The following is a 24,409-nucleotide window of genomic DNA, read 5'->3' as shown; positions in this document are numbered from 1 at the left end:
TGGGATCAATCGTTATACATGTTCAATTGAGATTGCTGGATGAATGAATCCTTATTCGCGGTTGAATGATGTTGTATAAAGTGCAACAATTACTGCCTAAATCTCGCCTTTCTCCCTTCGTTGTTGCATCATGTACAACAATTTGGTCCTATACAGGTCATTTCGTAACAAATGGGCTTAAAATCTTGTACAATATGCAACTTTAAGTTGCAAAATAACCTTTGGGGATGTAAATTGTTGTATAAAATGCAACATTGGTAGCCGCTATAGCTCATCTGCCATACAATCACAGTCGTCCTTGCCCACCGAGGATTCAATGGATAGATCGTGTCCTAGCTTAAGAGCCAACTACTTAGCCAGAAAACCACATGAAATAAGACCACCCTCTGGGTGGTCTTATTCTGCATCGTTTATTTCTTTATAAGATTCAACTTAAGAGCCTGCGCCTCTGTTAAAATAAATTCTTCCTGAGGCCATATCTCCTCATCTTTATCTCTCCCGAAGAGACGAAGTATCTCTGCCCAGACCCCTTTTTCCATAGCTTCCGAAGCTGAAATAATGATCTTCAAAGCAAACACCTCCTGGGATTAGTTACTTGTATCACGTTTGCTCAGTGATCAAACTAATACGTTAGTATTGGAGCCATATCTTTTTCTTTCATATGATGCTCCCCCCAGGCACACATAGCATCGAGAATGGGTTTGAATGACCAACCATAATCGGTTAAGGAGTAGACCACTTTCGGCGGAACTTGATCATAGCTTGTTCTTTTCACCATTCCGTCCTGCTCCAACTCGCGTAACTGTTGAGTAAGCATCTTCTGGGTAATGTCGGGCATTAACCTTTTTAGCTCGCTTGTTCGTTTGTCCCCTTTGTCCAAATGACACAAAATGACGACCTTCCATTTACCACCGATCACATCAAGCGTGGCTTCAACTGGAACATTATAGGCCATAGTCGTAAACCTCCTTTTGAATAATATGGGTACTATATAGTACCTATATACCTTAAATGTATCTATGCTACTTCAAAGTGCGTACTTATCAAAAAGTTCGTATACAAGTATAATAGCACTCAGAGCCGAAATGTTAAAGTGTAAAGCCGTACACTTCAATTATAAACTAGGAGGATATCATGAGCTAATCATTCCATAATCGGCGGTGTGGTTGTCGACTCTTTGGGACGTGTGCATACGCCATGGATCGGGGGACTGATGGTTTTAGTTGCCGTCCTACTCACTGGTATTTCCGCCAAGCTTGAAAAAAAATCATAATCGTGCTATTTCATTGAGCTTCCGTGGAACAATAGAAGAAAGCACAAGCGATCAGGAATCGGTTTCCTGTTGCTTGTGCTTCTTTTGTCTTTATGAGACTTTTGGGACGCTAGTTTTGTCCGAATGTTTTCCTGGCTCGATATAAAAGGACACGCCATCTCTCTGGTTCGCCGCGCGAACCGTCATGCCGTGATGGTCCATAATTTGTTTCACGATGGCGAGGCCAAGTCCGAATTGGCCATCGCCACCGGAGCGGAAGGGCTCAAAAAGGCTATCCGCGATGGCTTGATCTAGAAGCGGGCCATCATTACTTATACAAAACTCAGATAAAGAGGGTTGCCCTTTTGTCGCATTCGCATTCTCGAGTGACAGTGATTTGACCAGGATGCGAATGCAGCTTTTGGCATAGCGGAGCTGGTTGTCGAGCATGTTTTCCAAGGCGATTTTCCACTGTTCCTGATCACCAATTATTGTGGTGTGAGGAGCGAGATCCATCTCCCATTTGATTTCAGGACGACGATACCGCAGCCGCTCAACCACATCCTCTATGACAGCATTGATCTCAAAAGGCTGAAAGGGCTTCTCTCGGGCGGTCAAATAGTTCAGCTTATTCAGCAGCAGCAAGTCGCGAATCCGCTTCTCCAGCCGCTCGCCCTCTTTCATAATAACGCCAACGCTTTCATTGAGGGTTCCCTTCGGATAAACACCGTCTTGTATGGATTGCGCATAGCTGCGAATCACCATAACAGGCGTCTTCAGCTCGTGAGACGTATGCTGCAGGAAGAACTGCTGCGCCCGATCCTGGCGCACTAACCGCTGCCGCATGGATTCAATCGCTTTGGCTAGCCGGCCAATCTCATCCTTTCGGCTTGTTGTGATAGGCTCATGCCAGTCACGTTCAGCCATCCGCCCGACATGACGCTCCATCTGAACGAGTGGACGTGTGAAGTAGCGAGCTATTCCCAGACAGGGAAGCCAGCTAATGACAATCAGACCTACCATCAGCAGCATGAGCCGGCCAAACATCGTCATCACGAGATCGTTGCGATAGTTTCCCCAAGCATACGAGACGATAAAGTTGGGCTTAGCTAGATCACCTTCTTTGCGAATCACATAGAAGATACTTTTGTTCTCAATATTTCGCGTGTATTTCTCTACGGGCAGTTGTTGTGCGAAGGCATCATGCTCCATAGCCTGCATGAATGGCTCGCTAATGGCAGCACTCGTAGCCCATGTTTGATTGCTGGCTGTACCGCTTATCATGAAATGCTGAATCTCTGGTCCGCTCAATGTAGCTTGAAGAGACGCGGTTGCCCGTGTCCCCATAATTGAATTAGGGAGGATGTTGTTTGCTTCACTGAGGTCGGTTTTCGATACGACCAAAATGCGCTTGTCCATAGGTACGCCCTGTACAAAACTGGGAACCGGAAGTTGAATGATTGGCTCCGCGGGGATTGCAAATGTCGCCGCTTTGCTGCTTTCCACACGAAGACCGCTCTGTGTATCGAGTAAAATATCATACAGCTGCTCAGTGAAAAACCCCTTCAGTGTCCAAGGAAGCAGGATGGCGAGCAATGTGAAAATCAATAGTGTTAAGGAGGCGAACGCTCCCCATAGCTTGACCGCAAGAGGCCAATTTCCCAGACGCATTCTCATGCTTTCACCATCCTATATCCGTAACCATACACGGTTTCAAGTCTTAATTCCGGCAGCTTACGGCGTAATCTTCGCACCAAATCGTCAACGACACGATCCGTTCCGAAGTAATCAATACCCCAGATAGCGGTAAGCACCTGCTGACGTTCAAGCACCTGTCCATGGTGATTCACCAGGTAGAGCAGCAGCTCGAATTCCTTCGACGTAAGCTCCGGGTTCGTTCCATCAGCGTCGGTCACGATGCGGCCTTGCTCATCGATCAGATAGGGGCCAACTGTCAGTTTCACGCGGCGTTCTTGGGAGGCTGTCATGGATCCGCCAAGTCGTTCCCCATAGACGCGTTCAAGCAATTTACGTGTGCGTATCACGAGTTCCCGTGGTAAAAAGGGCTTGGCCAGATAGTCATCACTGCCTAGCTCCAGTCCAATAATCCGATCGATATCTGCATCCCGCGCGGAAATAAAGATGACAGGCTGCATCGGTTGATCCGCTTTGATTTCGCGCATAAGTTGATAACCATCAACGCCGGGCAGCATAATATCGAGGACCCACAAGTCCGGCCGCTCCGAGATTGCTTCTCGGGCTGAGGTTCCATCGGGGAACGAGCGCACTTGCCACCCCTCTTTCTCTAAATATGCTGCCAGGACGCCTCTTAAATCCTCTTCATCTTCTACTAGATAGATGTGATACATGTGCATAATCTCCTACTTTCCTGACTACATAGGGAAAAAGTGGAGCCGATCCGCTTAAAAATGCGCTCGGTTCCACTAGATTCAAATAGCTAAACAATCTTTATTTCTCAGCTGGTGCTGGAATTTCTGTTTTCAATTTCTTCGTCAACTCGCGGAGCTCTTCCGTTTGCTTCACATAATCCTTTAACAATTCAGGCAATAAGCTTTTAATCGCCGCGGCATCATCAGCTTCCACCGCTTCTGTTAATTTCTGCTGGCGTTTGAAAGATTCGGGTAGCTCCGCTTTCATTATATCACCAGCCACAGCACCCTCAAGTGGAAGTGCTTGGGTAACCAGTTGTTTGATCATGATATCTTTGGTAGGCGGCGTTATTTTACCATCTGAATTGATGGTAACAGAAGGAAGGGCAGGGACGGCAGTAACGGAAGCTGGGAGCTCTTCTAATTGAAGGGCACCGTTTTCAGTAAGGACTTTCTCATCTGTTTTACCGGTCTCAGCATCTTTCTGAATGATCACTTTTTTAGCAAAAGTAGGCTTTGGAAACTCACTTTCTACCTCTTTGCGATCTTCCAAAGCTTTCTTCCAGTCGGATAAAGTTTCTGGTGCATAGGTACTGGCAAGCAGCTTCCAGTAGTTTCGCTCATGCGATGGCTGCATCAGTAGACCTGAGCTAGCATTAGTCGCACGGAACATCATGACTGGTTTGCTGCCTTCAGGTTGTGAGATTTGAATGCCTTGGATCAATTTCGTATCTTTGTTCGTGTCTGCTGCGGATGCAGTAACGGCTCCGAATGCGATAGTTGCGATTACGGCTAGCAAGCTAGTTTGAGCTGCGCGTTTTTTCCATTGTGTTTTCATTTTAGAAAACTCCTCTCGATATATGTAGCTTGTAGGGGTTGTTATTCATTTCCCTTACACCCTTACTGTACCGAAAGATTATGGACATCCTATCGCAACATTGTGGGAAATTATGTGTAGAAGCTTGTGGATTGCGACAAACTGTTAAGACGGAGAAATAAAACATTTTGCCAGGAGGATTATGATGAAGGAAATTGAACTGGGTCAGGAAGAGAGATTCACAGATCTACCCGCAGAAGTTGAGATTGAAAACCAAAAGTACTGGATTTTGAAAAACGAAGAACCTGACAGCTATCGCTTAGTATCGCGCAAATGTCCGCATGCTGGGGGATTGGTAGAAGAGGAAAGTGGAGAGCTGGTATGTCCCTTACATGGTTGGGAATTCGATTCTCATACAGGCGTGTGTCTGAACGTGCCTTCGAAAAGTCTAACTGCGTTTACCGTTATTGTAAAAGATGGGCTGCTCGTCGCCCAAATGTGACCGCGATTTATTGATCCCAGAGGAACTTCAGAATGCGATGAAGAATGTAAAAAAGAGCAAAACAAATTGCGAGAGAATGTTTGCCGGTTACATAAAGGGCTATAATGGCAACTGCGAAAATAACGAGTTCGATGATAAATTGAAGTGGTTGAGAGACGGTTATTGAAGCTTTCGGTGAAACGAACATGCCCCATAGGATGGCTGCAATCAGCGGAGTGCCAATGCCCAGAATGCCTTTGAGCAGCGATCCTTCGCCAACGTGAAATCCCCAATAACTAAGGGAAGCAAGGATACAAAGTTCTAACAAAAAACGTAAGCCTAAATTGGCGGCTTTCATCATGATCATCATGATAACAACACTCCCCTTCATGGGCAAACTAATTATAATAATATATTAACTAATTAGATTAGTTTATGCAATTTTTTTTTGGATTTGAAAAATACCACTGCAGAACGTTTTTACGTTCCGAAGTGGTATTTGATTTGATTTTTTACCTATTCAAATGCAGTTTACGTGTGTTGAGCATACCGTCCAGACCCGTGGGATCTTGACTCACTTTATATTGGACGAAAGCTTCCGCAGCCTCCGATGTTCGAATACGCAATGGCTTCGGATCCAGCTCCGTGACTAATTTTACCATCACCTCTGCAACTGATTCTGACGTTTGAGGCACCGAATTTCGCTTGGCGAAGGTGTCCAAATACTGTGTAATCATCGGCTTATATTCATCCTCTAAAATGCCGCCGGTTTTTTGAACGTGACCGAGGACGGTGCTGTTAAAATTGGTGGCAATCGCTCCGGGCTCAAGCAGCGTAACATCGATATTGAATGTGGGCTTGTAGTAGGTAGCTAAACTTTCTAACAAGCCCTCAACGGCAAATTTAGCCGCGCAATAAATCTCATTAAAGGGTTGCCCGACCAAGCCGCCAACACTTGTTGTTGCAATCAGATGTCCAGCATCTGACTTGCGAAGTAGCGGAAGCCCTGCACGAATCGTATGCATAACTCCGTACACATTCGTATCAAAAACATTATGAATCTCCTCCATAGTCGCTTGCCCCAAGGCTCTCAAAAAACCAAAGCCCGCGTTGCAGAACAGGACGTCAAGGTGACCGTGGTTCTTTTCGATAACTGAAAATGCTTGTTCCATCGATTCAGGACTGGTGATTTCCATTTCGATAAAATGAAGATTAGCCTGATTGCCGTACTTCTCTCGATCACGTTCTACGTTGCGTGTTCCTGCGTAAACCGTCCAACCAATCTCAGAAAATTGCAGTGCTGTCGCTAATCCTATGCCGGATGAGGCTCCGGTAATCGCCATAATTCTATTCATTCAAAACACTCCTTTTGTGTTTATGTCTTAAACTGTTTATTAACTAAACAATATGACGATTAAACAAATTAGTCAAGATGAAAATGAAAAATCCCAACAGGAACTTTGGGATTATAGCGGCAATTTTTCTAAAAGCTGTTTGAGTGAAGCCAATTCATCCTTGGAGTAGGGGGTGAATAGCTGTTCGATTTTGTTATTATACGCATCTAAAATGCTAATTATCAGTTCATTTCCTTTATCCGTCATTTGAACGAGCTGACTTCTGCGACTAGTAGGATGCGGTTTGCGGATGACCAATCCCTGCATTTCCAATTTATCTAACAGCTGTGTGATAGCTCCTCTAGTTAGCCCGAATTCATTGGAGATATCCACCGCGATGCATTCAGGGTGTTTGCGTAGAAACTCCATGACATACATCATAATCGGTGAAATCTGAAAGTGAGGCAGCACCTGCATCAAATAGGAGGAGATGACATTTTTTATTTCACGAAATTTGGTCGTAATCAATTCTTGGTCATTTTCCATAGGGAGCCGCCCTTTTTTGTTTAGTTTCTATACATTATAACAAAAAAGTGACCCACAGCAACGGGCCGCGGGTCTAAGTATATATTTTAAAGGGGGGTCGAACTTTATTATAAGCTTAGTTCATTAAAACTAGATGAATTTCAGATTTCATTTTCATTACATTTTTGCAAATGGTAAAATAGAGCTAATGAAACACATCTAAGAATAGTGTTGCTGGAGCGGAGGAACCATGTTTTGAAACATTATTCTATGCGATCACATTTGACCATAACTTTCGCTATTATGGCAATGATTCCGATTCTAATTCTAGGCAGTTTTCAAGTTTCTCAAATTACCCATATTACGCAGGAGTCCAATCAGAATCAGCGGCAGACAACCTATCGGCTGGGGGATGCTGTCCAAGATTACATGTACTATCATCGAAATGCGGTTGAAACGTTAGCTGCCACAATTACGGCATCGGACGCCACCTTCCGTACGCGCGAGAGTTTAACGCTGAAGCTGCAATCGCTGCAAGAAAATTTGGCTGGCTTCACGGGTATCTATGTTATAGATCAAAACGGAATCATCAAAGCGACTCATACGGCAGCGAATGCTTCACTCATTGGCGCCGACGTCAAGGATCGAGATTACACCAAACGTGTGCAAACCGCACAAAAGACCATCATATCCTCCTTATTCCGGGGACCAGAAAGTTTGAATCAACCGGCGGTCGCGATTGCTGTACCGGTATATAAAGGAAATAAGCAAGCTGATGGCTTTGTGCTCGCCGTGCTCGAACTGGCTCCTATTAAGGAGCTTGTTACCAAATATGATTACGGCAAAGAAGCGTATCCAGTTGTTCTGGATCACGCAGGGAAACCCATCTATCATCCGAACGCAGCGCTGACTGAATCCATGGCGGATTTATCGAAGGAACCTGTTGCCGAAGATGCCCGAGTCCAGCGGCAGGGGGAAGGAACTTATCAATTAAGCATCTCTGCGCATAAAGAACAGATTACTTACAAAGCCATTCCTGAAATCGATTGGATCGTGTGGGTAAGCAAGTCCAAAGCCGCAGTCAATGCTGCTTTCATCGAATCTCTCCGTATCACGATATTGCTGCTGGTGTTCACACTCATTTTGACCGTATTGCTGGGCAGTTTTCTGGCGAAACGACTGAATGGAACCATTCATGCCTTGGTTGGTTACACGCAGCGTCTTGCAGGAGGCACCTTCGCCAAACCGGATAGCAAGGTTGTTCCTCAAGGCTCACCTCTGGAACTGCAATTACTGGCTGATCATTTCTTCCGGATGGCTGAGCAGATTAAGGAAAATCAAGGAGCGCTTCTGCAGCTCAATAGCGAGCTTGAGAATCGTGTTGAGGAACGAACCCAGCGGCTGCAGGACGAGCATGCAACCTTGAACGCCGTTCTTGAAAGCATGTCCGATGCGGTTGTCCTGATTGACGTCACGCATAATGTTGTATATGCCAATCATCGAATGGCCGAAATCTTCGCGATTCCGAGTGCGGAGTTGGGAGCAATGAATGAGGCCGCGTTGTTCGAAAGGATTGCTCTTCTGCTGCCCGAACGTCAAGACGAGCTGCAGATGCTTACTGCTGAGCCAAGAGTGCAGGGGGCTTTTACGGTGAAATCCGAGCATGGCAAAGAGCGCTTTATGATGGTTTCGGCGTTTCAAGTGGCTAGAGAAGGGCGAGTTTTTGGCCGAGGCTATGTGTGGCGTGATATGACCAAGGAGCACGAAATCGATGCGCTAAAGAATGATTTAATCTCTTTGGCATCCCATGAATTTAAAACACCAATCACGAGTATTCGCGGTGGTGTTGAGACGCTTCTTCGCGTCGATGCTCAGTGGGAAGAAAGCTTTAAGCAGGAGCTGCTGGAGGGAATTCATGAAGACATTGGGCGCATTCAGGATCTGATCGATGAGTGGTTGGATATCTCGAAGATTGAATCGGGTGCCATGCGGATCAATCCGCAGCCACTCCGGCTGGAAGCAGTTGTAGAAAGCGCCAGGAGAAGGCTCCCGCAGCAAGCGAACTATGAGCATACCCAATTCGAGGTACATCTGGCCGATGATATTCCTTTGGTCTATGCGGACAAGCTGCGCATGGAGCAAGTCCTCGTGAACTTGTTCACGAACGCAGTTCGCTATAATGAGCAGCATCCGATTATTCGAATTACCGCTAAAGCGGATGAGCGTTATGTTCATCTGGAAGTTCAAGATAATGGCATCGGGATATCTGCAGAGCATGTGGATAAAATATTTGACCGCTTCTACCGAGTTGATGTGTCATCCAGCCGTCAAACGGGCGGAACCGGACTCGGACTCGCGATCTGCAAAGGGATCATGCAAGCGCACGGCGGAGAGATCCGCGTAGTGAGCAAACCTGGTGAGGGAAGTACATTTATCCTCTCCATACCGAGGTTCCAAGGGAAGGAGGGCTGAAAGTGAACAAGAAGAAGATTATGATCGTCGATGATGAGCCTAAAATCGTACGATTCGTTGCAGCGAACCTCAAATCGTTAGATTATGAAACATTGGCCTGCCAGAGTGGCGCTGAGGCGCTTGAGAAAGTTGAGGGATTTGATCCGGATTTGATTTTACTTGATCTGATGATGCCGGGCATGGACGGATTCGACGTTCTCAAAAGGCTGCGCTCCTACTCCAGTGTGCCAGTCATCATGCTGACCGCGCGGAGCAATGGGGCGGATAAAGTGCAAGGACTCAACCTAGGGGCGGACGATTATTTGACGAAGCCGTTCTCGTTAGATGAGCTATTCGCTCGCGTGAACGCCGTGCTTCGCCGGATGGATGGCCGAATGGCAACACCAGTCACAACGAGTGAGATCACACTCGGACCCGTGACGGCTAATCTTGCTCAGCGTAGAATATGGCTGGGAGATACTGAGGTTAAGTTTACGGAGACCGAGTATAACTTGTTCGCTCTGCTCTTGCAGCATGCGGGCAAAGTTATGACCCATGAACAGCTGCTGAGTGAAATCTGGGGGAGTGAATACCGCGATGAAGTTGAATATTTACGGGTCACGATCGCGAGAATTCGCCAGAAGATTAAGAGTCTTGCAGAGGGGCAAGAAATTATGGAGATTATTGTAACCTATCCTGGGGTGGGTTACATGGCGAAGCACGGATGATGGAATGAGAGTATGCATGCGTGCGTGTAGGAGTGGGATAAGCATTTTCCCATTAAGCAAGATCACATAGCAAAAGCCCCTTGCCCGTTATCGGGTAAGGGGCTTTTGGTTTCGCATTACATGCAAAACAAGCTGAGAGTGCCGAAATGGACTTCTCACTGTCGGAAAAGTAGCAAAGTGTTGCTGAGAAGTCCGAAACAGACTTCTCGGTGCGTGAAGGAAGCTTGTTAACCGACAAATGTATGCTAAGAGAGCCGAAAATGGACTTCTCACTGTCGAAAAAGTAGCAAAGTGTTGGCTGGGAAGTCCGAAATGGACCACTCGGTGTGTGAATGAAGCTTGTTAACCGACAAATGTATGCTGAGAGTGCCGAAATGGACTTCTCACTGTCGGAAAAGTAGCAAAGTGTTGCTGAGAAGTCCGAAAAAGACTTCTCGGAGCCAGAAGGATGCTTGTTACCACAAATGTATGCTGAGAGTTCTCACTGTCGGAAAAGTTACATTGTCAGCGGCTGAGACGATGACTTTCATCGCTAAAGTAGGTGTTCCGCGTTAAGAGGACACTTTAGTGATGTAAAACATCTTAAAATAGTGTCTGAAGGCCATCATTTTGATGATAAAGCCGCTGAGACGATAACTTTCATCATTAAAGTTTATTTGTGCTGTGATCGACATCAAATAAGAGTCTATGGAGACTCTTATTTCCCACCAATAGTCACTTTTTCTCGAAATAGAAGCTTCTAGAGGCTCTTATTTCCGCGAAATGATCCAAATTCACTGTGTTCGGCATCAAATAAGAGTCTATGGAGACTCTTATTTCCCACCAATAGTCACTTTTTCTCGAAATAGAAGCTCCTAGGGACTCTTATTTCCGCGCAATAATCCAGATTCTTTCAAGCTGGTATGAGACTATTTAACGATGAAAAACCAACTTACCGACTCAACAGCTGCACATCTAGAGGGTAATCAGGGATCTCGAAGTCGCGGACTGCGCCAGACTCCAAGTCAACTACGGTCATGCCGTTCCAACCGGTATCGGCATAAGTAACGCCGCCTGTGAGGTAGGAGTAACGACCGTCTGCGCTGGTGGCGACCATTTGGTGCATACGGGCCAGAGGGATGATTTTCTCGGCATGCGCAGCTATGTCGAGCACTGTTAAGTTAGGTTTGCCTGTTGCGCTGCCGGCAGAGCCGATGCCGACGATGAGCAGCTGCTTGCCGTCAGGTGTGAGGGCAACGCCCTCCTGATGCGTGTTGCCGGTTAGCGGCTTCGTCTCATACTTGCCGCTGACAGGATCAAGAACGACGAGGCCGCGGCCTTGGTAAGGCAAGAGTAGACGGCCGTCGGATCGAACCGCCGCATAATGGGGCTTCTCGAAGCCTCCGTGACCATAAGGAGCAACCTCAAGGGTGCGAGCTTTGTTACTGGCAAGATCGATAGCCGTCACGGAGTAAGAATCATGGTCGATGCTGTAAACCTCACGGCCATCGAGGCTGGTAACGACATCGAACGGTCGGATTCCGACGGAGACACTGCCTGTCATGGAGAAATTTTCTGTATCCATGATTTCTAATTGGCTTTTGCTTCTGCTGGGTAAGTAAACACCTACGTAGACAAATCGACCGTCAGGTGAAACAGCGATGCCCATGCCACCGGGGCGATATTCGCCATATTGCGGCTTACCTACAGCTGCTTGGTAGGGAACTAGGGCAACGCGTCTACGCAATTGGGTATCCACCACTGCGATACCTTCCGCTGTTGATACATAGACGCGATGATTAGGTCCTTCCGCAATAGCAAAAGGAGATTGACCGACGATGAGTTTCTCGAAGCTGCCGGAAGCTGGATTTAAGAAAGATACATAGTCACTCTTGGAATGTGTAACCATCAAAGTGGTTTCAGAAGCATCGGGCGGAGTGATATTTGTTGGTTTTGGACTAACGGCAGGTGTTGTTGAAGGTACTGAAGGTGTAGGGACTGGTGCTGCCGTTGCTCCGATGTTGGAGCCAACTGCCGCGTCGGGACGCGACCCGCAGCCCATTAATAGAAGAAGCAGTGTGAGCGGAGTCCATATTGTCATGAATGAAAGTTTTTTACGTAACATGGGAATTCACCTCGGATATGTGGGTAGGGATAAATATAGAACGAGAGCACCTCATTTAAGGTACCCTCGGATCTCTTTATCTTATTAATGTGAAGATTATTTGGTTAATGTCAAAGTGACACCTGTTGCAGTTGACCATTTACCCACTGGAGCAACGGTATAAGAAGTGCCTGGAACGAGTTGAGCGTTATTAAGAAGAGCGAAAGTACCTACAGCGCCTTTACGTGAAGTCAGCGTGTATTCTGCAGTTAACACCGTACCGTCAGTTGCGGTAAGTGTAACACGGCGAGAGACGAAAATTTCATCCTTAGGATCTTGCGAAAGTGTGACGGCGATCGTCTTCGTATCCACCGCAGCAGCGGATTGGATAGTAAGCGGTGCGATTTCTTCGGCTGTAAACGTTGGATTCACGAGAGTAGCCCAGTCTGCTGAAACAGTATATTTGACACCGGCTTTGAACGTTTCGCCGTTAGGTAGAATAAACTTAGGTGCTTGTCGGCCATCGGTTGCTTGTGTGAATGGCAAGTAGTTCGCTGTCATTGTAGCGCCACCCTCAGGGGTAATTTGCACCTGACGGTTACGCATGGACGAAAGAATTTGATACGTTTTGCCGTTATAGCTATTGTTCTCGTCAACGATGAATGAGCCTGGGCGGCTTTTGCTGTAAGCTGCAATCACATAACCGTAATCAGCAACACCATCAGCCAATTGGGATTCCACTTCAAATAAATCACTTGCTACCTGCGCCGTGGATTTCAGAGCAATTTTCTCTGTGCTCGCTGTGAAAGTTCCAGCAGGCTTACCTTTATAAGTCAGCGTGTAAGTTGTCCCGGCTTTTTGGGTAGGAACTGGAACGATGTAGGTGGATTTGGAACCTGTTTTTAACCGCGGAACATTATTGATCGCCAGGCCGTTGTCAAAAACAAAGTTTTTGGACGCTTGATCCAGTTCCAATTCTGCCGTGGGAATCGGTGCCGAGAAAGTAACTTGCAGTGTTATGGCATTCAAGGCTTGAAGTTTAGTCACTTGAATAGGCACTAATTGCTGTGCTTCAAAGATAAGAAGAGCGGCTTGCCCCCTAGTCACTTGACTGCCTGTAATAGATGCAAAGCTTGGCAGCTTTTCAACCGCCGTTTTATCAACTTTTAACACGTTAGCAATCACGTCTGCAAGTTGATCCGAAGAGATGGATTGACCTCCACGGAATTGTCCGGCAGTATCTTTCATTGCACCAAGAGTCTCAAGAGCAACTGCATAAGAATAGAACCAATCACCTTTCGTTACATCGTTAAAATGGTTGGCTGCGGCGGGGTCCATGCTCACATGAAGCGCTAATGCGACTATTTTGGCAACCTCTGCGCGAGTTATAGTCTGATTCGGCTTGAAGGTGTTGTTCTCATATCCGGATACAACTTGCTGCTGTGCTAATTGTTCAATCGCTGTTTGAACTTGAGTTGTGTTGGCGGAATCCGTGAAAGGACTTGCTGCTAGTGCATTGAAAGGAAGAATTGCTGATAAACCTACGGTTGCTGTGATCGTTAATGCGGCTAATGTCTTTTTACTGTTTTTCATATATAACACTCCTATTCGATAATGTTTGATTGCGCTGTTGTTTGCATCGTGCTGCTGTCTACAAGAACTAGCTTACACGTCAGGGCATTACAATCGAATAAAAATTACGTGCTGCACATTACAAAATCGTAAAAATTTTGATATCCCCGCTCGAAAAGCTATACAAAAAAACGGCCTTACAGCCGTAAAAGATTTGAGTATGTACTCAGATCTTCTGCGGCTGTAAGGCCGTTGTTTGTCTTCAGAGTCTTAAACGCTAAGATCTGTAGGACTATTACTTTTAACAACGCTGTGTGAAGAGGAGCCCGTAAGTCTTTGCGGAGGGAATACTTGGCGAACAGGAGCAATGATAAGCGCTGCAACTATAGCTTTGATGGCATCTCCTGGTAAGAATGGATAGCACGCCGCTGTCATGGCTTTGGCAAATGTATAGGTAGGCACTTTGTACATTAACCAAGGAACTCCGGCCAGATACAGAATGAGAGAGCCGAATACTTCAAGGACTAAGAAGGCGGCGATGTAACCCATGATGCCATTCATCCGAATACGAGGTAAAATAAGACCGATAAGCATAGCTGAAAAAGGCCAAATCATAATGAAGCCGCCAGTAGGTCCGAGGACGACGCCTAAACCGCCATTTCCGTGAAGCAGGGGAAAGCCGATGGCTGTGAGGATGACAACGAGTGCCATACTAAGGAATCCATAGCGTGCTCCCAGAAGTCCGCCGGCTAGCATAACCGCCAGTGTTTGCAAGGTAATAGGCACGGGTGTCAAAGGAAGAGAAATTTTGGCAAAGCTGAATAAAACGAGAATAGCGGCAAATAGTGCACTAAAAACAACGCCGCGAAGAGTGAGTTTCATATTGTTCATCGCTCCTGTTTCTGTTATTGTAAATGTATTGTCAACCAATTCGATCAACGTTGGTTAACAATTCAGATGATAGCACATCTTTTGTGAAAGTGAAAGGAACATTTTACATATGGCAAACAGAGAGATTTTAGCCTCCATGGAGAAGGCCTCCGTTATCTATCGAACAGAATCTGGAGAAGGAAGGCAAGTGTGGTCCGATGTCTCCATGGATATTCATCAGGGTGAGTGGATTGTAGTCATAGGACCCAATGGCAGCGGCAAAAGCACACTAGCCAGCGTATTACTGGGCTTAAGTCCGCTCTCTGGTGGACAGTTCGTGCATAAACAAGACCAGAATTGGCTAACCCGGGGTGTTCTGCAAATACCGGATGCCCAGTTTGTTGGAGACACGGTTCAGGAAGAGCTGGACTACCTGCCGAATGGGCAAAATTTAAGCACAGAATCGCGTAAAGAGTGGTACATGGAAGCCTTGTCTGCCGTTGGATTGACGATCCCGATCGAGCGGTCGTTAAACACATTATCCGGTGGGCAAAAGCAGTTGGTGAATCTCGCAGCAGCGCTTGCCGCTCATCCATCGATCCTTGTTTTAGATGAGCCGACCGCAATGTTAGACCCTGCTGCAAGGAAGGAAGTGCGCCAAGCTGTAAGGGAAGCGCATAAGCGGGGGACGACGATTGTGTGGATTACCCATCGTTTGGAAGAGTTGGCGGATGCTACGCGCGTCGTTGGTTTTGGAGAGGGACGGATAACCTTTGATGGGGAGCCGAGAGCGTTTTTGTATGGGGAGGGGGGAGAATTGCCGGGTATGACACCTTGTAAGGAGTTAGGGTTTGATCCGCCTTTTGTGGTTAAGACTGCCATTGGTCTGATGCAGCAAGGCTGTCAGCTTGATCTCCTCCCGATAGATATGGAAGAGTTGGCTAAGGCGGTGTCGTCCTTATGCCGATAGCTCTGCAGGACATCCGGGTAGATGCTCCGGATGACTCTAACAATCAACTGCTGAAAGATATCAGCTTCAACTTGTCGGATGGATCGCTGACCCTATTGATTGGTCATACGGGTTCTGGGAAATCAACACTGCTGCAGGTCATGGCAGGAATTCTGGAACCAACCTTAGGAACGATAACCCTTGATGAGCAGCCATTATGGCACAAACGGAAAGTAAACCAAGCCCATCTCCTTCGTCTAGGTCTAATATTTCAATTCCCCGAGCAGCAGTTGTTCGCACGCAGTGTACGCCAGGAATTCGCGTACTCCTTGCGTCCTTACCGCCTCGGGGCGGACGAACGCGAGCGCCGCATTCGCGCCGCTTGCGCTGATCTCGATCCACGCGGCGTCATCGCCATGGATCGGTCGCCTTTCTCGCTGAGCGGCGGCGAGCAGCGCCGGCTCGCGCTGGCGACTACGTTCGCCACTGCGCCGGATTGGCTCCTCATGGATGAGCCAACTGCCGGCTTAGAGGCGGCAGCCGTCCGCGAATTGCTGCGCATCATTCGCGCGCGCGAGCGTGGCGGCTGCGTCATCGCCACGCATGACCTGGACACGTTCTTTCCGCTAGCGGACCGTGTCCTCGTTCTAGACCGCGGCGCGCTCGTCTTCGACGGCACGCCGGAAGAGCTTTGCCGCGCGCCGGAGGTGCTGACGCGCGCGGGCGTCGGCCTCCCGAGCTGCGTGGAGGCCGCGATAGAGCTGGCGCGCTATGGCATCGCCATCGCGCCGGACCGGCTCACGCCGGAGCTTGCCGCTCCGGCGATCGCAAAGGCGCTGCGCGAATGCGGCAGCGCCAGCTCTAGGCCGGCGCCGCAAGCGGCTGCGCCGAGCCCGCAGGCCACGTGCGAAGCTGGCGTGGCCCCGAAGCCGCCGCAGGCCGTGATGCTGCGGCTCGACCCGCGCGCGAAGTGGCTGCTCTACCTGCTGCTCGTCATCGGGACGATGCAGCAGCAGGAGTGGAGCGGCCTCGCGGCATCCATGCTGCTCCTCGGCCTCGCGTTTCTCGGCCTCCCGCGATCCGCCCTTCGCGGCAGCATGAAGATCGCCCTGCCATTCCTGATCTTCATGTTCATTTCGATCCTTCTGGCAGGGCTGGACTGGTCAACCGCTGAAGGGCAGTTTCCGCTCGGTTTCTCGGCGGAGCGTGGCTGGAGCACGGCACTCACGTTGACACGTTTGCTTCTCGTCCTCATGGCAGGCTATTGGCTAGCCATCACGACGCCTTATGGTCAGCTCGTGCAAGGGCTTAATTGGGCCTTGAAATATTTTCGCAAATTTAAGCTGCCGGTTGAATCTTTTTCATTGGCCGTCTCCTTGATTTTCCGCTTCATTCCGCTCATCTTGCGGGAGTGGCAGCAGTTCTCAGCCATCGTAAGAGCCAGAGGCAAAGCATCAATCCGACCGGGTACTGTTCGTTCACGAGATATCCCGGCGCTAGTCGTCCCTTTGCTGCTCGCTATGTTTCATAAAGCTGAGCAAATGACCATTGCGATGGAACTGAAAAAAATCGACGGCAAACAGCTGCTGCTGAGGAAAAACACGTTACAGTGGCGAGGTATGGACACCATTCTCGTCGCCATGGGGATTCTTTGTTTTGCATTACTTCTGTATATGCAATCATAAAGGCAGAGCAGCTACTTTTAAGGAGCTGCTTTTGTTCTTCTTGTCAGATTTTAGGGTAGGGGGTAAGACGAGAGCTTTCCCCTATTTAGCATGGTTTGCTATGGATTTTACTAGACTGAGTAAGATTGTGGATACATGCATAATCTTTTGGTGATTGACTATAGTTGCCCGGTTTTTGCAAAGCGCGCAATAACCTACAACCATAGCACAAGCTGGAAAGATATTTTTCATCGTTTCAGTCGCGAGGGGAAGTGAAAACGTGTCTGTAACGATGTTTTGTATTCTTACAAACGAGAAAAAAGCAGGTTTATGCGTTGTGACAAGCTGTAAAGATATTTTTCATCGTTACAGTCGCGAGGGAAAATGAAAAACGTGTCTGTAACGATGTTTTGTATTCTTACAAACGAGGAAAAAGCAGTTTTATGCGCTGAGCGAAGCTGTAAAGATATTTTTCATCGTTACAGTCGCAAGGGGAAGTGAAAACGTGTCTGTAACGATGTATTTCATCTTTACAGACGAGAAGATGGTGGATTGGGATTTAAACGTGCGAGTGATATCAAAGAGAAGTTCGTTCCTCATGCTCAAGCGTCGGCTTTAGACAAGAACCTGGCCATCAGCCAGGTTTTATTTGCTGCACTTCTCGCTCCCCTTGCCGATTCACACTCTCCGCCACTCACCCCGTCATCTTGAGACCAATCGCCCCGTATACTATACTTAAATGAAGATCAGAGTTGGCGGTGACGAGAATGGAAACAGCGTACACAATCTATGAGCAGCAAATGTTAAAAAAGCTGAAACGCTGGGAAATCCGGCAGCAAAGGGTTCCCAACCTGATGGAAAGAGCCTCCAAATCTGTTCAAACCAGCATCAATAATTTGATTCCTGATAAGGTTCATAAGACAATAACCGCGACCGTCAAAGGAATCGTGCAAACGACCCTATTCGGGATGAATTACATCCCCCAAAACGACCCGCTATACGGCGTTTCCTTAGCAGATAGCGATGCCAAAGCTGAGGAATTATTATCCCTATATAAAAAGATTGCCGCAGCAGAAGGAGCTGGTACGGGAGCGGGCGGAATTCTGCTAGGACTGGCGGATTTCCCGATTCTGATCGGCATTAAATTGAAATTCCTATTTGAGCTGGCGCATGCGTACGGCTACTCGACGAAAGATTACCGGGAGCGGTTGTTCATTCTCTATGTGTTTCAGCTGGCCTTCTCCAGTCCGAATAAGAAGCCGGGTCTTCTTCATACCATTAAGAATTGGCATACCATTTCGCATTCCTTTCCACCGGCTGAGGACTATATGAATCAAGTGGATTGGCAGCAGCTGCAGCAGGAATACCGGGATACGATTGATTTTCGTAAAATGCTTCAGCTCGTTCCCGGCATCGGGGCGGTGGTGGGCGCTTGGGCCAACTTTGGTTTGCTGGAGGAGCTCGGCGTGGCAGGAATGAACTGTTTTCGCTTGCGCAGATTACATGATAAAGCGGAGGGCGACGGCTTCGAGTGTAAATAATACTTTTTTTGTTCATAGACTGGTCAAATTTATAGTGATTTCCTGTGAGAAATAGCATATTATAAAAGAAAGAGTCGTTCATCGGCTCATCTTATAAAAGTATGTGATATTTTTCACAATAATATGTGATTTATTTCACAAATCGGAGGAGAGGATTTCAATGAGCAAACCGAAAGTGGTTATTCTTGGCGCAGGTTACGGTGGTCTGGTCACAGCCATTAGGCTTCAGAAGCGGATGAAAGCAAGTGAGATGGATGTTACCTTGGTGAACAAACATGACTATCACTACATCACCACACATCTGCATATGCCGGCTGCCGGTACCGATCATCACGATAATGCCCGTGTGGCGATTGCGGATTTGATTGATGAGCGTAAGATTCATTTTGTGAAATCAACGGTAAGTCAAATTTTACCCGAGGAAAAGAAGGTTGTGCTCGGCGATAGGGACCTCTCCTACGATTATCTGGTTATTGGGCTGGGGAGTGAGACCGAAACATTCGGCATTCCTGGGATGAATGAATATGCGATGTCAATTAAGAGCATTAACAGCGTGCGCTTTATTCGCCAGCACATTGAATATATGTTTGCCAAGTCAAAAATGGAGCCGAAGAGGATTGAGTACCTCACTTTTGTGGTTGGAGGTGCAGGCTTTACTGGAACAGAGTTTGTGGGGGAACTGGCGGATCGGATCCCTGTGCTATGTAGGACCTATGACGTCGACCCGTCAACTGTGAAAATCATCAATATCGAAGCCTCCCCATCGGCGCTGCCTCCTGGTCTACCTGAAGATCTTGTTGAATACGGCATGGAAGTCATGCGCCGCAAAGGTGTTCAGTATAAACTATCCACACCCATTAAGGAGTGTACGCCGCATGGTGTTATTCTAGGCAATGGCGAGTTCATTCGTGCAGGCACTATTGTTTGGTCGGGAGGCATTCGCGGGAATTCCTTGATACAGCAAGCAGGATTCGATGTACAGCGGGGAAGGGTCAAAGTTGACGAATGCTTGCGCTCTTACCAGTATCCGGATGTATTTATTACAGGTGATTGCTCCATTGTGATGAGCCCTGAGGGGACGCCTTATCCTGCGAATGCCCAGATTGCCGTTCAGCAAGGCTACAACGTAGCGAGAAATCTTCTATCTGCCGTTCGCGGCCGAGACCTTAAGCCCTTCGCATACGATTTCAAAGGGACTGTGGCATCCTTGGGCAGAGGAGAGGCAGTGGGCTTACTCAAAGTGAAGAAAGTCAGAGGCAAATTCGCCGCTCTCCTGAAGAAAGTCATCGATGCTCGCTATTTATATCTCATTGGCGGCATCCCGCTCATATGGAAAAAAATGATTTTCAAACAAAAAACAACAGCCCGCAATTATCACGTGCCGAATTAATTAAGACGAAAAGCAAAAACTGGATTGAGAAGATCAGAAATTAATCTGATTATCTTTCCAGTTTTTTTCTTGACCCCAGAACTTTTTTGGCGGGTTAGGGGGAGTCCAAACTTCCCCCGTATTTAGTTAGCTATTGATTTTGCTGAGCTGAGTGAGATTGTGGAGACATGCATAATCATTCGGTAAGTGACTATGCGATATTGGTTTAATGGTTTGATTATGGGTTCGTTCGTTCGATCGTTAGTTTGGTTGTTTGATGGTTGGTTTATTCAATCGTTTGTTTGCTTGTTGGTTTACTTGCTTGTTCGTTTCTGGGGAAATGGAGAAATAGAAAGGAAAGTTGTACAGCGTACAACAATTTCCTCGATTTCTTCTGGTTAATCTCAGGATGTTGTATGCTGTACAACAATTTAGCTATTTTATAGGGTATATAGCTACTTTTGGGTGAAATTGTTGTATTTTTTGCAACAATTGCATGAATGAGGCGGAAAAGATTGCCAAATGTTGTACAATATACAACTTCCACGGAGTAAGCAAGGAAATGTCTCTATCTCATTACATCTTTTGGACGTAACCTGCGTTACATCAACCTTACACGCACTCGTGAAGGGTTGATGCAACAAACTCGTGTAAGGACGGCGCAAGCCCTGATTTTAGTCATATATTTAAGTCATAATTATAGCCGTCTATTTTTGTCATGTATTTGTAGTTTTCTTTTGCAATCAAAGCTTCTTATGTGTTCCTCAGAGTTTGTTTTGCAATCAAAGCTTCTTATGTGTTCATCAGAGTTTCTTTTGCAATCAAAGCTTCTTCTGTTTTCCTCAGAGCTTCTTTTGCAGTCAAAGCATCTTATGTGTTCGTCAGAGTTTCTTTTGAAATCAAAGCTTCTTCTGTTTTCCTCAGAGCTTCTTTTGCAGTCAAAGCTTCTTCCGCATTCGTCAGCACTTCTTTTCTCATGAACCAGCAAGCTATGAAAGCTACAATGGCGAATATGATGCCTATTGCAAAAATGTGTTGGAACGCTTCGGTAAATACCATTTTGATCCGCAGCAGTATGTCCGCTGAAAGCCCTTGTGGGATGCCTCCGTTCAGGATTGTCTCTGCAGTTCCTTCTGGGAATTGGTCCGATAATCCCGATAAACCTCTGGCGATATTTCTGGAAAGCAAACTTCCGAAGATACTAAATCCTAGCGTGGTACCAATGGCCTGGAACAACTGAACCGTTGCTACTCCGACTCCGCTGTGCTCCTTCGCTACGGACTCCTGTACGATCAGATTGTCTGAACCGAATAGAACGCCGATCCCAAGTCCCAAAATGAAGAACGCTGCGATAATGTAGATAACTGTTGTATCAACATGTATGCGTGATAGCAGTACATAGCTTACGATCGGGAAGATAAACGATACGATGAAGAGATTCTTGTAGGCGATCTTCGTTATGAGATTACCGCAAAGGATACTCGCCGGAATGGCGCCTGCCATGAAGGCTAGCGACAAGTAACCGGATGCGGTTGGTGACATACCCATGACATTCTGCGCGAAAAATGGGAATCCCGACATGCCTCCCATGACACCAAGCATGGTTAGGAATACGATACAGGACAATACGACGACGGACCGATTTCTGAAGAGAACAAGCGGAATGATCGGCTCCTTAGCCTTCGATTCGATTCGGATAAAAAGTATGGTAAGAGCTGCGAATAACGCCAATAAGCCGATAATAACGGGGGACCACCACGTATAGCCCTTGATATCGATCAAGACCGGAGCTAGAAGAAGTGAGAGCATGGCTAGAACGAGTGTAAAGGCTCCTGCCCAGTCAATGGATTTTTTCTCGGTGCTGGCCGTTTCACGCAAGCCTTTGGAAACGATAAAGGCAGCGATAAGCCCAATAGGAATGTTGATCAAAAAGATCCAATGCCAGCTCACATAGCTCACAAAATATCCGCCAATCGTAGGTCCGATCAGTTGAGGCAGAATCAATAACGGACCGACAAGGCTCTGGACCTTGGCTCGCTGCTCCAACGGAAATGTATCACCGATGATGATCATGGCTAATGGCATGAGTCCACCGGCTCCGATTCCTTGAACCCCTCTTCCGATTAGCAGTGTGGTCATCGAATCAGCGAGTCCGCTGATGATGGATCCGACCATAAATAGGGCGACACAGCTTAAATAAATCTTCTTGCGGCCATAAATATCGGCAAGCTTGCCGAAGATCGGCATGAACATCGTAATCGAGAGCATGTAAATCCCGGCTACCCAGCCGTAAAGTGTCATGCCGTGCAGATCACGAATAATGGTCGGCAAAGCCGTCGATACGACGGTTTGATCCAACTCAGAGAATACCAGGCCTAACAGCAGGCCGATTAGAACTAATGTCTTGTTGTTTCCTTGCTTTTTCATGATTACACCTCATCTTTAATTAAACTCCTCAACGCTTCTCTAAGTATAGATCTTCAAGAAGTTTCACTCATCGGACGCAAGCTTTAAAAAGCTCTCGGTCTGGCGATGTAGTTTTTAAACATTGGAGTAACGTAAAAAAAGCCCCTTCGGGCTTTCATGGTTTTGGATGTAATCATAGTTGAAGATGTTTCAATAAATCCATCCTATACTGCCTTGGTGTTACCCCTGTCCACTTTTTAAAAGCACTTTGAAAGGCACTTGGCTCTGAGAAGTGAAGAAGGTAAGCGACCTCTCCTATTTTATATTCCGGTTTAGCCAAATAACCAACAGCAAGCTCTCTCCGAGCTCGATTCATGATGTCTTGATAGGTAGTGTTTTCCAGCTTTAACCTTGCCTGAATACTTCTAACACTCATTTTGAAAGCCATCGACGTCTCTTTTAAGCTTGGAAAAGGCATCGGCATGTCCTTCATGATCCAATTGTATAATTGGTCGGAAAATGTTCGACCTTGCATGAGTCTGTGTCTGGTGTCCTCCGCGATGGCCTCGAAGGTCCCCAATAGCTTTGCGTCCGCTAATAAAATAGGGTATTCCAGAATATCCTTGCTTATACGAATTGCATTCGAATCCTTACCAAACTGCGGCTTTATTCCCAGTACGGATGTATACGCGTCAATCTCTGTGGAGAGAGCATGAGTGAAATGCACCTCTTTTAAAGAAATATTTCTGCAGCTTAGGCTTATCATCAAATGGTACAAAGAACTAGCCATATCTTCTATGCAGTGTCGGGCCGGTTGCTTGTGAGGACGATTGTAGGACAACCCGATGATAACGTCATTCTCTGCTATTTGCCAATTGATGTTGTATCCATCACATACGATCATATTATATTTCTGAAAAGCTGCTAGGCCTTGACCGATGGTTTTTGAGTGAAGCATCACATATCCTAGAATCCCCAAATCAGAAACCTCTATGTTCTGTCCCTGATGTAATCCGAACATGTCATCCGATGTGATCGCAGCGGCTAATTCCGTCAAACGTTCGAAATCCTCCTCCGACAACCGAGCCTCAGGGTCATGAAGAATGGACTCATCTATATTTGCTCTTTTGAAAAAATCGTCTTTGTTATGTCCCTTGAACACAATCGCTTTGATAATCGGATAAACAAGGGATACAGATAATCCAGTGTAGCTTGATAACAACGCCCGAGGCCTCCTTTTTGCACATAAGAATAAGATTTTGGCATGTTTGATCATACTTTTCTAGATCCAAATGGCTTATTCTTACTTTATCTTAACACGCACAGTGATGAAAGATGAATAAAAAGAGTCACGAGGAGGCAGGAATATGCAACCAAACATAGCCATTATTAACGGACATCCCTTTGCCAAGAGCTATTGCACAGCGTTATCGGAGGCCTACAAGAAAGGTGCAATCGCTAGCGGCTCGGAGGTACGCAGCATTCATATAGGCTCTTTGTCTTTTGAACCGAATTTGAAATACGGTTACCATCAACGGCTGGAGCTAGAAGAGGATTTGCTTGCGGCTCAAGAGACGATCCGTTGGGCGGATCATCTGGTGTTCGTATATCCGATATGGTGGGGGACGGTCCCGGCGATCCTAAAGGGGTTCATCGATCGTGTATTTCTACCAGGCTTCGCCTATCGGAATCGCCCCAATTCCATGTTCTGGGACAAATTATTGAGTAGGAAGTCTGCTCGTCTCATAGTAACCATGGACACACCTTCCTGGTACTATCGATGGGTGTACAAACAAGCAGGGCATCATGTCATGAAACGTGGGACCTTGCAATTCAGTGGAGTCAATCCCGTCAAGATTACAGAAATAACTCCCGTTAAGTCTTCAACGGATAAACAGCGTGAAAAGTGGCTGGCAGATGTTGAAAAGTTAGGTTTGAAGCGTTCATAGAAATAGAAGAAGACTGAAAAAATGCAGC

Annotated in this window: 21 protein-coding genes; 8 read left to right on the top strand and 13 right to left on the bottom strand. The window is 46.8% G+C overall.

The genetic code is table 11. The annotated features are described in order from the left end of the window. Positions 1-410 precede the first annotated feature (410 nt). The 5 genes from ASG85_RS38730 to ASG85_RS08970 form a co-directional block, all read right to left on the bottom strand. Positions 411-569, bottom strand: a complete 159-nt coding sequence (locus ASG85_RS38730) for a hypothetical protein (protein ID WP_164484161.1) — start codon at positions 567-569, stop codon at positions 411-413. A 53-nt stretch (positions 570-622) separates the two neighbouring features. Next, positions 623-955 carry a winged helix-turn-helix transcriptional regulator gene (locus tag ASG85_RS08985; protein WP_047678053.1) on the bottom strand — a complete coding sequence of 111 codons (333 nt, stop codon included), beginning with the start codon at positions 953-955 and terminating at the stop codon, positions 623-625. A 408-nt stretch (positions 956-1,363) separates the two neighbouring features. After that, a complete protein-coding gene (locus ASG85_RS08980) occupies positions 1,364-2,929 on the bottom strand; it encodes a sensor histidine kinase (RefSeq protein ID WP_235549266.1) in 1,566 nt (521 codons plus the stop codon). Beyond that, complete coding sequence (locus ASG85_RS08975) at positions 2,926-3,621, bottom strand: response regulator transcription factor (protein ID WP_057304061.1); 696 nt, start codon at positions 3,619-3,621, stop codon at positions 2,926-2,928. Before ASG85_RS08975 ends, ASG85_RS08980 begins: the two co-directional genes overlap by 4 nt. A 100-nt stretch (positions 3,622-3,721) precedes the next feature. Continuing rightward, on the bottom strand, positions 3,722-4,480 hold the full coding sequence (locus ASG85_RS08970) for a hypothetical protein (RefSeq protein WP_057304062.1): 759 nt from the start codon (positions 4,478-4,480) through the stop codon (positions 3,722-3,724). 181 nt (positions 4,481-4,661) lie between these two features. On the opposite strand from ASG85_RS08970, the gene ASG85_RS08965 reads away from it, so the two are divergent. After that, a complete protein-coding gene (locus ASG85_RS08965; protein WP_235549267.1) occupies positions 4,662-4,961 on the top strand; it encodes a Rieske (2Fe-2S) protein in 300 nt (99 codons plus the stop codon). 7 nt (positions 4,962-4,968) lie between these two features. On the opposite strand, the gene ASG85_RS08960 is transcribed toward ASG85_RS08965, so the two are convergent. From ASG85_RS08960 to ASG85_RS08950, 3 genes are all read right to left on the bottom strand, one after another. Further along, on the bottom strand, positions 4,969-5,310 hold the full coding sequence (locus ASG85_RS08960; RefSeq protein ID WP_235549268.1) for a YrdB family protein: 342 nt from the start codon (positions 5,308-5,310) through the stop codon (positions 4,969-4,971). A 142-nt stretch (positions 5,311-5,452) separates the two neighbouring features. Then, positions 5,453-6,295, bottom strand: coding sequence for an SDR family oxidoreductase (locus tag ASG85_RS08955; RefSeq protein ID WP_057304064.1), 843 nt, complete (start codon positions 6,293-6,295; stop codon positions 5,453-5,455). Between the two features lie 111 nt (positions 6,296-6,406). Continuing rightward, on the bottom strand, positions 6,407-6,820 hold the full coding sequence (locus ASG85_RS08950) for a MarR family winged helix-turn-helix transcriptional regulator (protein WP_057304065.1): 414 nt from the start codon (positions 6,818-6,820) through the stop codon (positions 6,407-6,409). Between the two features lie 234 nt (positions 6,821-7,054). Here ASG85_RS08950 and ASG85_RS08945 point away from each other — a divergent pair, with 234 nt between their 5' ends. Both ASG85_RS08945 and ASG85_RS08940 read left to right on the top strand, forming a co-directional pair. Then, complete coding sequence (locus ASG85_RS08945) at positions 7,055-9,271, top strand: ATP-binding protein (RefSeq protein WP_057304066.1); 2,217 nt, start codon at positions 7,055-7,057, stop codon at positions 9,269-9,271. Between the two features lie 2 nt (positions 9,272-9,273). Further along, entirely contained in the window at positions 9,274-9,978 is a 705-nt protein-coding gene (locus tag ASG85_RS08940) for a response regulator transcription factor (protein ID WP_235549269.1), read from the top strand. 931 nt (positions 9,979-10,909) lie between these two features. Here the strand turns inward: ASG85_RS08940 and ASG85_RS08935 are convergent. The 3 genes from ASG85_RS08935 to ASG85_RS08925 all read right to left on the bottom strand — a co-directional run bounded on the left by ASG85_RS08935 (position 10,910) and on the right by ASG85_RS08925 (position 14,515). After that, positions 10,910-12,082 carry a YncE family protein gene (locus ASG85_RS08935; protein ID WP_057304067.1) on the bottom strand — a complete coding sequence of 391 codons (1,173 nt, stop codon included), beginning with the start codon at positions 12,080-12,082 and terminating at the stop codon, positions 10,910-10,912. Positions 12,083-12,178: 96 nt separating this feature from the next. Continuing rightward, positions 12,179-13,654, bottom strand: coding sequence for an S-layer homology domain-containing protein (locus tag ASG85_RS08930; protein WP_057304068.1), 1,476 nt, complete (start codon positions 13,652-13,654; stop codon positions 12,179-12,181). A gap of 249 nt (positions 13,655-13,903) precedes the next feature. Continuing rightward, a complete protein-coding gene (locus ASG85_RS08925; RefSeq protein ID WP_057304069.1) occupies positions 13,904-14,515 on the bottom strand; it encodes a biotin transporter BioY in 612 nt (203 codons plus the stop codon). Between the two features lie 118 nt (positions 14,516-14,633). Between ASG85_RS08925 and ASG85_RS08920 the strand changes: the two genes are divergently transcribed. From ASG85_RS08920 to ASG85_RS08905, 4 genes are all read left to right on the top strand, one after another. Continuing rightward, positions 14,634-15,473, top strand: a complete 840-nt coding sequence (locus ASG85_RS08920; RefSeq protein WP_057304070.1) for an ATP-binding cassette domain-containing protein — start codon at positions 14,634-14,636, stop codon at positions 15,471-15,473. Then, complete coding sequence (locus ASG85_RS08915) at positions 15,464-17,137, top strand: ATP-binding cassette domain-containing protein (protein ID WP_057304071.1); 1,674 nt, start codon at positions 15,464-15,466, stop codon at positions 17,135-17,137. The genes ASG85_RS08920 and ASG85_RS08915 overlap by 10 nt, the downstream gene beginning before the upstream one ends. Before the next feature lie 746 nt (positions 17,138-17,883). Continuing rightward, positions 17,884-18,657: an EcsC family protein gene (locus tag ASG85_RS08910; RefSeq protein ID WP_057304072.1), complete on the top strand. Its 774-nt coding sequence runs from the start codon at positions 17,884-17,886 to the stop codon at positions 18,655-18,657. A 160-nt stretch (positions 18,658-18,817) separates the two neighbouring features. Continuing rightward, complete coding sequence (locus tag ASG85_RS08905; RefSeq protein ID WP_057304073.1) at positions 18,818-20,047, top strand: NAD(P)/FAD-dependent oxidoreductase; 1,230 nt, start codon at positions 18,818-18,820, stop codon at positions 20,045-20,047. An 849-nt stretch (positions 20,048-20,896) separates the two neighbouring features. Here the strand turns inward: ASG85_RS08905 and ASG85_RS08900 are convergent. Together ASG85_RS08900 and ASG85_RS08895 are read right to left on the bottom strand one after the other, a co-directional pair. Next, entirely contained in the window at positions 20,897-22,453 is a 1,557-nt protein-coding gene (locus ASG85_RS08900; RefSeq protein ID WP_057304074.1) for an MDR family MFS transporter, read from the bottom strand. 172 nt (positions 22,454-22,625) lie between these two features. Continuing rightward, on the bottom strand, positions 22,626-23,654 hold the full coding sequence (locus tag ASG85_RS08895) for an AraC family transcriptional regulator (protein ID WP_235550094.1): 1,029 nt from the start codon (positions 23,652-23,654) through the stop codon (positions 22,626-22,628). Between the two features lie 145 nt (positions 23,655-23,799). Between ASG85_RS08895 and ASG85_RS08890 the strand changes: the two genes are divergently transcribed. Next, entirely contained in the window at positions 23,800-24,381 is a 582-nt protein-coding gene (locus ASG85_RS08890; protein ID WP_057304076.1) for an NAD(P)H-dependent oxidoreductase, read from the top strand. Positions 24,382-24,409 lie beyond the last annotated feature (28 nt).

Origin of the sequence: Paenibacillus sp. Soil724D2 (assembly GCF_001427935.1) — a bacterium.
Taxonomy (GTDB): Bacteria; Bacillota; Bacilli; order Paenibacillales; family NBRC-103111; genus Paenibacillus_E.
Note: the sequence above shows the minus strand (reverse complement) of the source record. Positions and strands in the feature narration are given on the sequence as shown.

Coding starts and splice junctions, on each gene's coding strand:
- ASG85_RS08985 (WP_047678053.1), bottom strand. CDS start 955: ATGGCCTATAATGTTCCAGTTGAAGCCACGCTTGATGTGATCGGTGGT.
- ASG85_RS08980 (WP_235549266.1), bottom strand. CDS start 2,929: ATGAGAATGCGTCTGGGAAATTGGCCTCTTGCGGTCAAGCTATGGGGA.
- ASG85_RS08975 (WP_057304061.1), bottom strand. CDS start 3,621: ATGTATCACATCTATCTAGTAGAAGATGAAGAGGATTTAAGAGGCGTC.
- ASG85_RS08970 (WP_057304062.1), bottom strand. CDS start 4,480: ATGAAAACACAATGGAAAAAACGCGCAGCTCAAACTAGCTTGCTAGCC.
- ASG85_RS08965 (WP_235549267.1), top strand. CDS start 4,662: ATGATGAAGGAAATTGAACTGGGTCAGGAAGAGAGATTCACAGATCTA.
- ASG85_RS08960 (WP_235549268.1), bottom strand. CDS start 5,310: ATGATGATCATGATGAAAGCCGCCAATTTAGGCTTACGTTTTTTGTTA.
- ASG85_RS08955 (WP_057304064.1), bottom strand. CDS start 6,295: ATGAATAGAATTATGGCGATTACCGGAGCCTCATCCGGCATAGGATTA.
- ASG85_RS08950 (WP_057304065.1), bottom strand. CDS start 6,820: ATGGAAAATGACCAAGAATTGATTACGACCAAATTTCGTGAAATAAAA.
- ASG85_RS08935 (WP_057304067.1), bottom strand. CDS start 12,082: ATGTTACGTAAAAAACTTTCATTCATGACAATATGGACTCCGCTCACA.
- ASG85_RS08930 (WP_057304068.1), bottom strand. CDS start 13,654: ATGAAAAACAGTAAAAAGACATTAGCCGCATTAACGATCACAGCAACC.
- ASG85_RS08925 (WP_057304069.1), bottom strand. CDS start 14,515: ATGAAACTCACTCTTCGCGGCGTTGTTTTTAGTGCACTATTTGCCGCT.
- ASG85_RS08920 (WP_057304070.1), top strand. CDS start 14,634: ATGGCAAACAGAGAGATTTTAGCCTCCATGGAGAAGGCCTCCGTTATC.
- ASG85_RS08915 (WP_057304071.1), top strand. CDS start 15,464: ATGCCGATAGCTCTGCAGGACATCCGGGTAGATGCTCCGGATGACTCT.
- ASG85_RS08910 (WP_057304072.1), top strand. CDS start 17,884: ATGGAAACAGCGTACACAATCTATGAGCAGCAAATGTTAAAAAAGCTG.
- ASG85_RS08905 (WP_057304073.1), top strand. CDS start 18,818: ATGAGCAAACCGAAAGTGGTTATTCTTGGCGCAGGTTACGGTGGTCTG.
- ASG85_RS08900 (WP_057304074.1), bottom strand. CDS start 22,453: ATGAAAAAGCAAGGAAACAACAAGACATTAGTTCTAATCGGCCTGCTG.
- ASG85_RS08890 (WP_057304076.1), top strand. CDS start 23,800: ATGCAACCAAACATAGCCATTATTAACGGACATCCCTTTGCCAAGAGC.